Genomic DNA, 14,238 nt, shown 5'->3' with positions numbered 1-14,238 from the left:
GGGAATACCTAAAGCGAAAAGGCTCCTTTGATTAAAAAGCAGGTGTTGACAATGATGAATGTTATCGTGCTGGTTGCCGCGTTTGTTGTATCGCTGGCTGTTTCATTTTTTAGTACACCATTAGTTAAACGGCTAGCGATTTCGCTTGGTGCAGTGGACAAACCCGACCAGCAGCGAAAAACACATAAAGGAATCAAAACGAGTATGGGCGGCTTGGCCATCTTGATTGGCGCTGTGGCAGGTCTGCTCATCATTCGGCCTGAGCACCCGCAGCTGGCAGCGATCCTGCTAGGAGGGGTGATCATGATGGCGACGGGTATGCTTGATGATCTCTTGGAACTCAAACCAATCATGAAACTTCTCGGACAAGTGCTTGCCGCCATAACCGTGGTCGCATCCGGCTTGCTCATTGATAAAATCACGCTCCCGTTTTTCGGAATCATTTATTTTGGGGACATGAATAGCGTCGTGATTACCATTATTTGGATTCTTGCCGTTACGAATGCCATCAATCTGATTGACGGCTTGGACGGTCTGGCAGCAGGGGTATCGACCATTGCACTGATTAGTATTTTTATAATGGCTATTGCGGATGAGCGGCTGATTGTCGTTTACTTGACGCTTGTCCTTATAGGCAGTTGTATTGGATTTTTATTTCATAACTTTTATCCGGCAACCATTTTCATGGGCGATACCGGTGCATTGTTTCTCGGTTATGCGATTGCTGTCGTCTCGATTCTTGGCTTATTTAAAAATATCGCTTTTTTCAGTTTCATTATTCCAATCGTCGTGATCGCCGTACCGATGTTTGATACGATCTTTGCTATTGTACGCCGCCTCATGAATAAACAAAGCATCGGCATGGCGGATAAAGGTCATATCCATTATAGACTGATGGCAATGGGCTACAGCCACCGCACGTCCGTCCTGATCATTTACGGATTCAGTATTTTTTTCGGAATCATGGCCATCGTGTTCAACGGAGCCACCCTAAAAGCATCCGTCCTAATCCTAGGCGCCGTCCTCCTCGGCATCCAAATCATCGCCGAACTCGCCGGCGTCGTCAAAAAAGGCCAACAACCACTCCTCAACAGCATCCGATCCCTCCTCACAAAATAGCGGAGAGGAAGGGGAGGATCTGGTGCCAGGCACTTGCACAATTCAGAATATTCATGGTGCCTGGCACGCACACAATTCAGAATATTCATAGTGCCTGGCACCAAAAAAAAACCGGCGCTCTGCCGGTTTTTTCGATTCAATATGATTCATTTTGCGTGCCGGTTTCGCCGCTTGATTCCTGCACGGCTTCATCTTCAGTCTTATCAATTAGCTCGAGATGTTCCTTCAATTTCTGCTTTGTTTCCATGAGCGCTGTCTGGTCCAGCTGCCAGTAATAGCCGCTATTGGTCCAGTTGTCACTTCCCTGAAGCGTCATGGTTTTAAAATCAATACTGGAGCCCTTCAGCCCATACGAAACAAAAGATTTCATTTCATCAAATTTCATATTCGTCGTCAAGTTACTGCCGACCGCTTCCATAATGTCAGTAATTTTTGTAATCGAGCCGATGGAAGTGGTTTTGTCAACAACAGCCTGAATAATTTTCTGCTGTCGCTTGCCACGCTCAATGTCATTGTCCAATTTTCGGGTCCGGGCCAGCGCCAATGCTTCCTCCCCATTCAGTTTCTGCTCACCTGGTTGCAGATGGATAGCACCGGCGACATCTTTAGAATTCTGTTCATATAGTTCGTATGGCACATTTACCGTAATACCATTGAGTGCATTCACCACGTCGATAAACGCTTCAAAGTTGAGCTTCGCGTAGTAATCAACCGGAATGTCCATCAAATTTTCCACGGTTTCAATCGTCGCTGGTATGCCACCGAATGCATGCGCGTGGTTAATTTTCGTTTTGTAGCCGACTTCCGGAATATATACATACGAATCACGTGGAATGCTTAACAGCCGAACACTTTTTTCATCTTTGTTGAGGGTTGCCAGCATCAACGTGTCCGTTCTTGCACCATTGGAATTGTTGCGCACATCGCTCGCATCCACCCCGGCAATAAGAATCGTCACATTGTCTTCACTGGGATCGACCACTTTATCACGCAGATCAGATTTTTCCCGACCATCATCTTCGTGAGACTCAGAAAGTATAGACTTCGCTTCCACATATAGGTATGTTGCATAGATTACCGTTACAAAAACCACCAGCAATGGCACGAAAACAAAAAACACTCTCTTTTTTCGCAGCCTGCGCTTCTTCTGCCTGCGTACACGACGCGTTTGTGAAGTATTATTCGTCATATGATTACTCCTTCAATTGATTGCCTTCCACAAAACTAACCTTCATTTTACTAGAAATCGACTCACTAGTAAATTGCTTATTGCCGAACGTATACCCCGCCGAACGATGCGAAAATGAACATAGCAGTAACCAGGACAAGCTGAATCGACCGCCGAATTCGGGAAAATTCGACTTGAACGTGCGAGAAATCAACCGAATTCGGGTGGAATCGACCGGATTAAGCGAGAATTAACTGGATTCGGGAAAATTTGACCGGGGCCGCGAGAGAACACGAATTTGGCTGAAACCACTGGATCACGCGAGAGCCGCCCCATTCGGGAAAAAGCCGACCGGACCCATGTGAGAGCCGCCCCATTTGGGAAAAAGCCGACCGTCCCCGCGCGCGAGCCACCGGATTTGAGGAAAGTCACCAAAAAGTGTACATACTTACCGTGAAAAGGGGAATAATTAACACAGAAATTGGCTGACTGTCCCCTCATATTCAATATGAGCATGGCCGGCATGCACGTTTTAGCTAGTCGATCAGATAGTCATTTGAAAATCAGCAGCCAATCTTAAGCATGTGAAGATTGTTCATAAAGATAATTGCTTGATAGAAGGGCGGCCAGGGCAGCAATCCTGAGCTGGCGCTGCAAGGAGCGACCTTATCGCTGGACGGAATTGGTTAAATTTTCCTGGACCGATGAACCTGTCCCCTTGGACCACAATAATTAGGATACCACATATATGAGACGAGACAATTTAAGAAAAGGTTACATTTTCGTATCAAAATAAATGGCTTTTTTTAATCTTAGAGGTAGAGATACCGGTTGTACGAGGGAGGTAGACCACATCGCAGTATGTTTTTAAATCATCGAATTGGCCCCTCCAGTCATCACCCATGACAAAAATATCGATATCATATGTCAGAATATCATCCGGCTTTTGCTCCCAGCTTGTTTCCGGGATTACTTGATCTACATAACGAATCGCCTCGACAATCGTTCTGCGGTCGGCATAATTGTGGAAGGCATTTTTGTTTTTCTTGTGGTTAAAGTCATCTGTTGAAACGCCGACAATCAGATAATCGCCCAACGCTCTTGCCCGGCGCAGCAAATGAATATGACCGGGGTGCAATAAATCAAAAGTCCCATATGTGATCACTTTTTTCATCTTATCGACCGCCCCGTAAAATTGATTACTGTTAGTTTACTATGAAGCGAATCCTTCGTAAATGACATAAACGCTGTATTTGTCCAAAAAAAGCAATTAAACCGAGAAACGCACAAAAAAAGAGGCAGCATCAATCGTGCCGCCTTACTTTTCCCCAAATTCCGCTGGAAACTGCCTCACTTTATATATCATTTTTTGCTTTTTCATGGTGGTCATTCGAATCGGCATATTCACGCATGTCCAAATGGTTGCGTAACTCCGCACGAGTATTCCGTTTGCTGTCCTCACTTACCTGAAAATACCAAAGCCCATCATCCATATAACCGCCACTTCCATCAAGTATCATCTTATCTATAGCGACGTTTTCATCCAGCCCATAGGATAAAAAGTTTTTCATGTCGGTGAAAGTCATATTTGTTGTCATATTACTTCCAATCGCATCAATTACTTCTCCAAGTTTAAAAACGGATGCAGTGGATGTCGCCTTGTCAAAGATTGTCTTCAGTATTGCTTGCTGCCGCTTGCCCCGCTCAATATCATTATCGTACTTCCGCGTTCTTGCCAGCGCCAGTGCTTCCTCCCCGTTCAACGTCTGATAGCCGGCATTTAAATGAACCCCATTCCGTTCATCATTAGAGTCAAACTCACTAAATTCGTACGGGACATCATATTTAATCCCGCCAAGTGCATCCACCACGTCAACAAACCCATTAAAATTCATCTCCGCGTAATAATCGACAGGAACATCGAGAAAATTCTCCACCGTTTCAATCGTTGCCTCCGCGCCGCCATAAGCATGCGCGTGAGTGATTTTGGTATACCTGTCCACCTCAGGAACATAAACATAGGAGTCCCTCGGGATGCTGAGCAACTTAACTGAACTGCTTTCCTTATTGAACGTGGCCAAAATCAACGCGTCCGAACGACTAGTCTGCTCATTGCGAATTTCACTGTTATCAACGCCGATAAACAAAACAGAAACATTATCTTCAACAGGATCAACTTCCTCAACCCGCAGCTCGGATGTATCATGATCACGACTAATTTTTTTCTGCGATTCAGTCACCGTTTCCTCAGTTTTATCGTACAAATGCATGGCGTAACCCACACCACCAGCCACTACTAAAAGCATACATACGCCAAAAACGATCAGCCACTTCTTTCGTTTCGACATTTTTGTTACTCCCTTACCATTTTATGTTCATTCTACATAAATACCAATAAAATCACAAAAATAAACAGAAATCGACCCTTAGCCTATGAAAACCAACAAAATCATATGCAAAACAGAGCAAGTCGCGTGACCCGAGGTGAGACTCGCGCGAAAATCGAGAAAAGTCGCGCGAAAACGTGGAAACTCGCGCGATCCTAACCACACGAGCCTACCATATCAGCACAATCGCCCAATTGATTAAAAAAATTTCCTATAAGGCAACACCTTTCTGCCTCCACATTCGATTGTAAGGGTGAAAGGAGGTGGCAACATGGCCGTAGCACAACTAGTCGATTCACGCATGCGTCTCATTCTCGATGACGGGGTGGACGAGGTATCCGGAAAGCAACTGTACAAAACAAAAGGCTTCAACAACGTCAAAACCGATGCAACAGCCGACCAGCTGTACGCCATCGCAAATGCGGTCGCACCATTGCAACAGCGCCCGCTCTTAGAAGTCGAACGAAACGACAGCTCCAACATCACACAAGCGTAAGTGCCAGGCAATTCGGTGCCAGGCACGCAAACAATTCAGAATTGTGTCGGTGCCTGGCACGCGGGAAGGGAGGTGATTTTGTGAAAAAGCTTGAATTGAAATTTTTGAATCAGGATGGCAAGACTGTCACTTATTCTTTGGAAAAGCCGGTTGAACCAGTTGATTCGGCCGCTATTAAAGCAGCGATGGATGAGATCATCGCCCAGAATGCTTTCACATCTTCCGGCGGTGACGTCGCATCGATTAAGGAAGCGCGCATCGTCGAACGGAATGTGCAAGGTATCGAATTATAATGAACAGACCAGCGTCGCGGCGCTGGTCTGTTTAACATTTTGATGTTTTTAACAAATAGACGATTTTCGGCAGCCGCCGAAAATCAGCCGAGTCCAAATACACTTCCCTCTGTCGATATACTAAACAGTCGCCCGAACTCGAGCGACGCACACCGCCACTCCAGCGCCGCGCCTCCCCCGTCAATCCGAAAATCCTCCATTTCAAAATAACTAAGTGGTGCTTCCTATATCCAAATAAAGAGCATACCCACGCGTTGTGCTGTCCATATCGTAATCTCGTACATTCCTCTCGCAGCATAGGTATCATTTTCTCAATCGCAATAAAATGACATATTCCCCTAAAATATTCCCCGGGAAATAAAAACGTAATATGATGTCGAAGGTCACGATTCCTTTCGACTTTTATTGGGAAAATATAAGGAAATCCAAAAGGTCCCTCTTATTTAATACAATCCTAAAAGAAGTCAACCGCGAAAATCAGGAAACTCGCGCGTCCCGACTCGAAACTCGCGCGGCCCGAGGTGAAACTTGCGCGAATTCAATCGCAAAAAACTGCCATCTGTTATAAGTACCTTGCTTCAATTGGCTGTGACCGGCTTTGCAAAAAATTTTCTATCATGTATGTTAGAATAATAGATGCAAACCACTATGAAACGAGGAAATTACATGACACAAAAGCTAATCTTTTTTGATATAGACGGTACACTACTTGATGATGCGAAACGGCTGCCGGAATCGACTAGACAAGCGATTGACGACTTACAACAGGCTGGTCATTTTGTGGCTATTGCAACAGGCCGTGCGCCGTTTGCCTTCAGAACACTTATGCATGAACTGAACATTAACACCTATGTCAGCATCAACGGCCAATATGTCGTGCACAATAACGAAGCAATCTATAAAAATCCGCTCCAACCGGATCATCTTGCGGCATTGGAAACATATGCGGCGGCGCGCCAGCATCCGTTGGTTCATCTTAATCATCATGATTGGTATGCCAACACTAGGAATCATCCGCACGTCAAAGAAGCGACAGACTCGCTGAAATTGGATACGGCTGTCAAGTATCACCCGGAATTTTACCGTGATGGGGAAGTATACCAGACACTGCTGTTCTGCACAGAAGCGGACGAAGCGGAATATAATCAAACGTTTGATCAATTCAATTTTGTCCGTTGGCATACGTATTCTGTGGATGTTATGCCGGCTGGCGGGTCCAAAGCGACAGGCATTCATAAGCTGATAAAACAGCTGAATATTCCTGAATCTGATGTCTATGCATTTGGCGATGGTCTGAACGATATTCCGATGCTCCAAACGGTACAGAACAGCATCGCGATGGGGAATGCAAAAGATGTCGTCAAACAAGCGGCAGGCACTGTGACGAGAGATGTGCATGATGATGGCATTTGGCACGGGCTGCGAGCAGCTGGATTGTTGACGTGACGGTGCTTGGAGGCCCTCATGCATCAGAAAAATGACAAGGAGCTATCCATATGACACAGCAAACAAACCGACTACCGGAAGCTACTATTCGAGCGATTTTGCGTGCGGCCGATGAAATCATTGCTTCAGGCGGGCGGCGTTACTTGCTAAAATTTTGAAAGGCTCACGTGAGAAAAAATTGCTGCAGATAGGGTTGGATCATTGTCCGGTCTATGGCTATTTTAAGGGGATGAAGCTCGATGATGTCCTGCACAACATTGATTGGATGATGGATTACGCGTTTCTGGATATCGAATATAGATGTCCATCATGCCGGGTCTGAGTGGGATAGTTGGCAGGCAGACACGATTCGACAGCTGTCGAAAATCCGCTTTTCTATGGTAGTATATATGGCATGTTAGCAGGGCCAGTATGTTGATTAACCGAATTGATTTGTTGGTGACGTTTTGTCCACCAATACAAAAGGGAGGTAATACGTGTGAAGCCGCAGCAAATTGTCGATTTGACGATGGATTTAACCAATCGAACGCCCGTTTTTCCTGGAGATCCGACGCCGCATATTTATCCAGCAGCAACACCGGAAGATGATGGGTATAGTGTGCACCATCTTCATATCGCTTCCCACACGGGCACGCATGTGGATGCCCCGTCCCATTTTTTTCAGAACGGGGCTCGTATGGACCAGCTGGATCTGCATCTATTCATCGGACGCGGCTTGATCATTCCGGTACAGGGAAAACAAGAGCAAGAACCAATCACACTCGCCGATACAAACACATTTATTCAACAGGCCCGACCAGGAGACATCGTGCTGTTTCATACGGGATGGGCACAATATGTCGGCACGGAAAAATATGAGCGCCATCCCTACATCCATCACGACGTAGCGCGAGCATTGCTGGATCAAGGCGTTCGCGTGATTGGGATTGATGCGCTGAATCCGGACAAGACCGGGGGCGACGACTTTTCCGTGCATGAAGAAGTATTAGGGCGGGAGGGCGTCCTCATTGAAAATCTGACCAATTTGGATGCGATTGACTTTCCCAATCCAATTATTTCCGTTTTACCCCTAAAGCTGGTGGATGGAGACGGCTCACCAGTTCGCGCCGTCGCGATGGAAGGGTAGGAGGTGGTGCCAGGCACTTTAACAATTCAGAATTGTTAAAGTGCCTGGCACTAGGTAGATGATTTTCGGCGAGGGCCGAAAATCGTCCATTTAAAAAGGGCCCTCTGACTCGAGCGACAGCCCGCGCAACTCGAGCGAGAGCACCCCAACTCGAGCGACGCGCACCTCAACTCGAGCGACAGCGGCCGCAACTCGAGCGACAGCACCCCCAACTCGAGCGACGCACCCGCCAACTCGAGCGACACGCCCCCCTCAACTCGAGCGACGCACCTCAACTCGAGCGACACGCACCGCAACTCGAGCGACAGCGCCCCGCACTCCATCAGGGTGCCAGGCACTTACATAATTCAGAATTATCAGAATAGTCAAAGTGCCTGGCACCCGCACCCAACTCGAGCGACGCGCACCCGAACTCGAGCGACAGCAGCCCATCAGGGTGCCAGCCACTTACATAATTCAGAATTACCAGAATAGTCAAAGTGCCTGGCACCCGCACCCGCCCGCACCCGCCCCACACCCTTTTTGATTATCCACTATCAAAAATAACAAACATATTGACAACAGGTAATCAACATTGCTATAGTTAAGCTATGAAAACGTTTTAAAAACGTTACCTTGAATCAGTAAGGGGATTGTGTATGGACGTATTGGAGAAAATCAATAAGGCGTTAATTGTTTCGTGTCAGGCTTTGGAGGATGAGCCGCTGCATGGGTCCCGAATGATGTCTAAAATGGCGCTGGCTGCTGAACAAGGTGGCGCATCTGGGATTCGGGCCAATACTGTACAAGACATTCAGGCGATAAAAAAGAAGTGGACCTACCAATCATTGGCATCATCAAAAAGGATTTTACAGATAGTGATGTTTTCATTACACCAACGATTGATGAAGTGGATGCGCTGTATCGCGAGGGTGTGGATATCATCGCACTTGATGCTACAAATCAAAAAAGACCTGATGGCAAAAGCTTCAAGGCATTCTTTTCCGAGGTAAAGGCGACGTATCCGGATCAATTGTTTATGGCGGATATTTCCACATTGGAGGAGGCGATCCATGCTGAAGAAGCGGGCGTTGATATTGTCGCTTCGACGCTGGCGGGATATACGCCCTACTCAAAAGATACGGTGCCTATGAATCTTGTAACGGAACTTCTTGAACATTTGTCGATTCCGGTGATTGCTGAAGGTAATTTCGACTCGCCGGAAAAAGTGAAAAAAGCGCTGCAGCTTGGTGCGCATGCGGTCGTCGTTGGGAGTGCCATCACACGTCCGCAATGCATCACGGAGAAATTTAGCCAAGCTGTACTGGAGTTAGATAACCAATCAACAGAAGGAAAGGTGATAGAATGAAAGGCTTATATACCGCGCTAATGTGTTCGTTTGACGAAAAGGGCAATGTGAATGAGAAAGGGCTGCGGGAGATTGTCCGCCACAATATTGATGTCCAGCAGATGGATGGTTTGTATGTGAACGGCAGTACCGGTGAAAATTTCCTTATTTCCCTAGCACAGAAGAAACAGATTTTCGACATTGTAAAAAACGAAGCGGGCGATGACGTGAAATTGATCGCACAAGTGGGGGCGTTGAATCTGGATGAGGCCGTCGAACTGGCCAAATACGCAACAGATTTGGGCTATAATGCTATTTCTGCCGTGACACCGTTCTACTACAAGTTTGACTTTGAGGAAATAAAAGACTACTACAATACCATTTTAAATAGTGTCGATAATGACTTGATCATTTATTCCATTCCGGCGTTGACCGGCGTTAACATGAATCTCGAGCAGTTTGGCGAGCTGTTTGAAAATGACAAAGTGATCGGTGTGAAATTTACGGCGCCAGATTTCTTTTTACTGGAACGCATCAGGCATGCCTACCCGGAAAAGCTGATCTTCTCAGGATTTGACGAGATGCTGCTTTCGGCAAGTGTGTTAAATGTTGACGGCGCTATTGGTAGTACATTTAACGTGAATGGTCAGCGGGCCAGACAGATTTTTGAGCTTGCCCAGGAAGGCCGGATTGATGAAGCGAGAGACGTACAAAAGACAACCAACGATTTGATTGCTGGCATTTTGGATAATGGCCTTTATCCGACAATCAAGGAAATGCTGAAATATAAAGGCGTTGATGCGGGCTTTTGCCGTAAACCGATGAAATCACTCAGCGAAGAAGGTATAAAGCGGGCGCAGGAGATTGCTGATAAACACTTATAATCTTTATTGTCGTTAAAATGATTTTACACTATCATTTTAACGACAATGTTGACAGCTGGTTTTCAAAATGATATCGTTTACGTAATCAATGAAAACGCTTAATCAGAAGAGGGGTGATCAATGTTAATCATCGATGGCGTTGATGTGATGGGAAGTTGTTAGAAAGATAGCATTTAATTCATAAGCTTAAAAGGAGAGGGGTCAAATCAAATGAAGAAGTTATTTTTAGGTATCCTAGTGACACTGCTGATCGGTTTAGCGGCTTGTTCAGGTGACGATTCGTCATCGGCTAATGGTGATGGTGAAAGCGGAAATGGCGATAAGGAAAACTATACACTGAAATTCGGCATGCAGCCAACAACATCACAAAATGAATACAAAGCAGCAGAAGTGCTAGCTGACTATGTAAAAAAAGAAAGTGACGGCCAATTAACAGTTGATATATACCCTGATGCACAGCTCGGTGATGACCGGGAGATGCTGGAACAGGTACAAAATGACAAAATGGACATTACCCTTGCAGAGACCGGCCGGTTCGGTATTTGGGTTCCACGCGCAGAATTGTTGTCGCTTCCATATATGGTAGATGACTTTGACCATTTAAAGCGCATTATTTATGATACAGAGTACGGCCAGAACCTTCATAAGGAATTGGAAGAGGATTATAACTGGAAAGTGATGGGCGTTGCTTATAATGGTACGCGTCAAACAACGTCAAATCGTAAAATTGAATCATTGGATGATATGGAAGGCTTGAAGTTGCGTGTTCCGGAAGCGGATACACTGCTAGATTATGCTGAGTATACCGGCGCAGCACCAACACCAATGGCATTTTCGGAAGTTTATACAGCACTGCAGACAAATGCGGTTGATGGCGAAGAGAATCCACTTTCTACCATTGATGCACAGAAATTCTATGAAGTGCAGGATTACCTGGCAATGACAAATCATGTTGTAAATGATAACAGTTACGTCGTATCGGCTGAAATGTATGAATCACTTCCGGAAGACTTGCAAACGATTCTGAAGGATGGCATCGACAAAGCAGTCGAAAAGCACACGGAAATGTTTACCCAAGAGGAAGAAGAACTGGTTTCCAAGTTTAAAGAAGAAGGTATGACCGTAACAGAACCAGATCTGGAGCCGTTCAGAGAAGCCGTGTCCGAAGCTTATCCTGAATATACAAAAGATATTGAAGGCGACGCAGATAAATATTTAGAACAGATTAAGGATGCACGAGAATAATTCTATCGTAATTAGGTGAGTAACGATGCGAAAAATTTTCAATCATTTGGAGGAAATAATCGGCGGTTCTTTATTCATCGTCATGCTGATTGTTCTAGTGATTCAAATATTCTCCCGCCAGGTGTTGGATAGCCCCATCACCTGGACGGAACAATTAGCACGGTTCCTATTTGTTTATACCGCTTATCTCGCCATCTCCTCAGAAATTAAAAATGAGGGGCATGTCCGAATTGACTTTTTCTTCAATAAATTGCCGGGTTCTTTACGGAATATCGTTTATTACGTGTTCCAGTTAATGATAGCAATAGTATTGATTTTACTAATATATGTAGGCTACGAGATGTCGCTGAGAAAGCTTCCGATGGAGATTGTCTCGCTAAATATATCCTACGTTTATATGTATATGGCGTTGCCTATATTAGGTGTGCTGATGCTTTACAGACTGATTGAACGTAATGTGAAAGCAATTAGGCAAGGAAAGGGGGTGAAATAAATGGATGTTTTCTTGATTCTAATGCTATGGATTCTATTGTTATTCCTTGGTATGCCAGTTGGTTTCACGCTATTGGTAGCGACATTCGTTTATTTCATCACCCAAGATTGGAGTCTAGTATTTTTTACCGGTGCAAAACTAGTAGAAAGTATTAATGTCTTTTCCTTATTGGCAGTTCCATTCTTTATTTTGACCGGTAATCTGATGAATTCGTCCGGTATCACCGATCGGATTTTCAACTTTGCTAAGTCGATTGTCGGTCATTTAACAGGTGGTTTGGGTCATGTTAATATACTCGCCAGCCTCATGTTTTCCGGCATGTCCGGATCCGCATTGGCCGATGCTGGTGGACTGGGTCAACTTGAAATTAAATCGATGCGGGACGGGAAATATGATGACGATTATGCAGGAGGATTAACAGCTGCCTCTTCCATTATCGGGCCGATTATTCCCCCGAGCATTCCCTTGATTATTTATGGCGTCACAGCTGACCAATCGATTTCACAGTTGTTTTTGGCAGGTGCGGTACCGGGATTGATTATGGCGATTTCGTTAATGGTTACCGCCTATGCCTTTGCTAAAAAACGCGGCTTTCCGAAAGAGGAGAAATCAACGAATCGTCAGCGATGGTATCATTTTAAAAAATCGTTCCTGGCTCTTTTGACACCTATTATCATTATTGGCGGTATTTTTTCAGGATTGTTTACACCAACAGAGGCAGCCATTATTGCAACCGTTTATGCCATGTTTCTAGGATTCTTCGTTTATCGTGAACTAACATTAAAGAAATTCTGGAATAATATTGTTGAATCATTGAAACTGACAGGTGTGGCCGTATTAATGGTAATGGCGGTGGAATTCTTTGGTCAGATGATTGCCCATGAACGGGTACCGATTGCCATTTCTGACTTTTTCCTTTCTGTAACGGAAAATCCGATTATATTGCTATTATTAATGAACGTATTGCTTATTTTTCTTGGGACGTTTATAGATGCATTGGCTTTATTGGTTCTTGTCGTGCCGATTCTCGTTCCGGTTGTTGTCGCGGCAGGTGTGGATCCGGTTCATTTTGGAATTATTGTTATTTTAAACCTGATGATTGGTATCTTAACACCACCTATGGGAATGGCGCTCTTCGTCGTGTCCAAAGTCGGCCAAATACCGATCCACGTACTTACAAGAGGTGTGCTGCCTTTCTGGATTCCACTATTTGTGACGCTGATTATCATTACTATATTGCCGCAAATCGTGCTATTCCTGCCAAATCTACTAAGTCCTTAGACAACAAAAGGGGAAAAGCCGCTACGGGTGGTTTTTCCTTTTTTATGCACAGAGAGGAGACAAACCATGTTCATTGCAGTGTTTGATATCGGTGGAACGTCTATCAAATATGGCGTTTTGAATGAAGAAGGAACGATTTTAATGGATAAGGCTTTTCCCGCGGAGGCGCACCTGGGTGGGGAGGTCCTTATCCAAAACGTCATTGCCAAAAGCAAGGAGTTGCAGCAGGAATGGGCTCTTGCTGGTATTGCCATCAGTTCAGCAGGACAGATTGATAACAAAACAGGTGTTGTCGTGCATGCGACGGATAACATCCCCGGGTACACGGGCGTGCGGATTAAACAGCGCGTCGAGGAGGCAACCGGCTTAAGCGTCACAGTGGAAAACGATGTGAACTGTACGGCGCTTGGGGAATATTGGAAAGGCGCTGCAACGGATGCGGAAAATTTTCTTTGTATCACCATCGGCACGGGGATCGGCGGGGCCATTTTTACAGATGGTAGATTGTATGTCGGCGCGCGTTTTTCAGCCGGAGAAATCGGTCATATCAATCTATATCCCGATGGCAAGCCATGTACTTGCGGTGATCATGGCTGTCTGGAGCAATACGCGTCAAGTTCCGCACTTCAAGAAATGATCAAGGAAACATTTGGATATACCATAAATCTGAGGGAGTTTTTCGATAGATTACGCACTGGTGACCCCAAAGGCATGGCGGTCTATAACAAGTGGATTGATAATCTGACAACCGGTCTAAAATCGATTGTCCATACATTAAACCCCGAATTGATTGTCATTGGCGGCGGCATATCGGCACAGGGAGATTTTTTGCTGGATCCAATCAAGGAATCGCTGTCGGAAAAGATCATGCCGAATTACCAAGTCAATCTGGATGTCAGGATAGCCCAGCATGCGAACCAAGCGAATTTGCTCGGAGCGGCTAAACATTTTATTGATCAGAAAGGAGGATGAT

At 45.3% G+C, this 14,238-nt stretch carries 14 protein-coding genes and 1 pseudogene; 12 read left to right on the top strand and 3 right to left on the bottom strand.

Features of this window, described 5'->3' with window-relative positions; genetic code table 11:
• Positions 1 to 51 precede the first annotated feature (51 nt).
• On the top strand, positions 52 to 1,119 hold the full coding sequence (locus FFL34_RS06335) for a glycosyltransferase family 4 protein (protein ID WP_138602503.1): 1,068 nt from the start codon (positions 52 to 54) through the stop codon (positions 1,117 to 1,119).
• Between the two features lie 136 nt (positions 1,120 to 1,255).
• On the opposite strand, the gene FFL34_RS06330 is transcribed toward FFL34_RS06335, so the two are convergent.
• The 3 genes from FFL34_RS06330 to FFL34_RS06320 form a co-directional block, all read right to left on the bottom strand.
• Positions 1,256 to 2,308, bottom strand: coding sequence for an LCP family protein (locus tag FFL34_RS06330; protein ID WP_138602501.1), 1,053 nt, complete (start codon positions 2,306 to 2,308; stop codon positions 1,256 to 1,258).
• 766 nt (positions 2,309 to 3,074) lie between these two features.
• On the bottom strand, positions 3,075 to 3,461 hold the full coding sequence (gene tagD, locus FFL34_RS06325) for a glycerol-3-phosphate cytidylyltransferase (protein ID WP_138602499.1): 387 nt from the start codon (positions 3,459 to 3,461) through the stop codon (positions 3,075 to 3,077).
• A gap of 181 nt (positions 3,462 to 3,642) precedes the next feature.
• Positions 3,643 to 4,635, bottom strand: a complete 993-nt coding sequence (locus tag FFL34_RS06320; protein WP_138602497.1) for an LCP family protein — start codon at positions 4,633 to 4,635, stop codon at positions 3,643 to 3,645.
• Positions 4,636 to 4,945: 310 nt separating this feature from the next.
• Between FFL34_RS06320 and FFL34_RS06315 the strand changes: the two genes are divergently transcribed.
• The 11 genes and pseudogenes from FFL34_RS06315 (at position 4,946) to FFL34_RS06270 (ending at position 14,237) form a co-directional block, all read left to right on the top strand.
• The gene (locus FFL34_RS06315) at positions 4,946 to 5,170 is read left to right on the top strand and encodes a DUF1659 domain-containing protein (RefSeq protein WP_138602495.1); all 225 of its coding nucleotides are present in this window, start codon (positions 4,946 to 4,948) and stop codon (positions 5,168 to 5,170) included.
• Positions 5,171 to 5,250: 80 nt separating this feature from the next.
• The gene (locus tag FFL34_RS06310) at positions 5,251 to 5,463 is read left to right on the top strand and encodes a DUF2922 domain-containing protein (RefSeq protein ID WP_138602493.1); all 213 of its coding nucleotides are present in this window, start codon (positions 5,251 to 5,253) and stop codon (positions 5,461 to 5,463) included.
• 666 nt (positions 5,464 to 6,129) lie between these two features.
• Complete coding sequence (locus FFL34_RS06305; RefSeq protein WP_138602491.1) at positions 6,130 to 6,909, top strand: Cof-type HAD-IIB family hydrolase; 780 nt, start codon at positions 6,130 to 6,132, stop codon at positions 6,907 to 6,909.
• Positions 6,910 to 7,063: 154 nt separating this feature from the next.
• Positions 7,064 to 7,231: a hypothetical protein gene (locus FFL34_RS18590; RefSeq protein WP_325053266.1), complete on the top strand. Its 168-nt coding sequence runs from the start codon at positions 7,064 to 7,066 to the stop codon at positions 7,229 to 7,231.
• Positions 7,232 to 7,387: 156 nt separating this feature from the next.
• On the top strand, positions 7,388 to 8,035 hold the full coding sequence (locus FFL34_RS06295; RefSeq protein WP_138602489.1) for a cyclase family protein: 648 nt from the start codon (positions 7,388 to 7,390) through the stop codon (positions 8,033 to 8,035).
• Positions 8,036 to 8,673: 638 nt separating this feature from the next.
• Positions 8,674 to 9,383, top strand: a pseudogene (locus FFL34_RS06290) (N-acetylmannosamine-6-phosphate 2-epimerase).
• Positions 9,380 to 10,246, top strand: coding sequence for an N-acetylneuraminate lyase (locus FFL34_RS06285; RefSeq protein WP_138602487.1), 867 nt, complete (start codon positions 9,380 to 9,382; stop codon positions 10,244 to 10,246). Before FFL34_RS06290 ends, FFL34_RS06285 begins: the two are co-directional and overlap by 4 nt.
• A gap of 210 nt (positions 10,247 to 10,456) precedes the next feature.
• Entirely contained in the window at positions 10,457 to 11,491 is a 1,035-nt protein-coding gene (locus FFL34_RS06280; protein ID WP_138602485.1) for a sialic acid TRAP transporter substrate-binding protein SiaP, read from the top strand.
• A gap of 25 nt (positions 11,492 to 11,516) precedes the next feature.
• Positions 11,517 to 11,984: a TRAP transporter small permease gene (locus tag FFL34_RS18450; protein WP_176961132.1), complete on the top strand. Its 468-nt coding sequence runs from the start codon at positions 11,517 to 11,519 to the stop codon at positions 11,982 to 11,984.
• Positions 11,985 to 13,265, top strand: a complete 1,281-nt coding sequence (locus FFL34_RS06275; protein ID WP_176961133.1) for a TRAP transporter large permease — start codon at positions 11,985 to 11,987, stop codon at positions 13,263 to 13,265.
• A gap of 66 nt (positions 13,266 to 13,331) precedes the next feature.
• A complete protein-coding gene (locus tag FFL34_RS06270; protein ID WP_138602483.1) occupies positions 13,332 to 14,237 on the top strand; it encodes an ROK family protein in 906 nt (301 codons plus the stop codon).
• The last annotated feature ends 1 nt before the right edge of the window (position 14,238 follow it).

The sequence above is a fragment of the Lentibacillus cibarius genome, assembly GCF_005887555.1.
Classification (GTDB): Bacteria; Bacillota; Bacilli; order Bacillales; family Amphibacillaceae; genus Lentibacillus; species Lentibacillus cibarius.
Note: the sequence above shows the minus strand (reverse complement) of the source record. Positions and strands in the feature narration are given on the sequence as shown.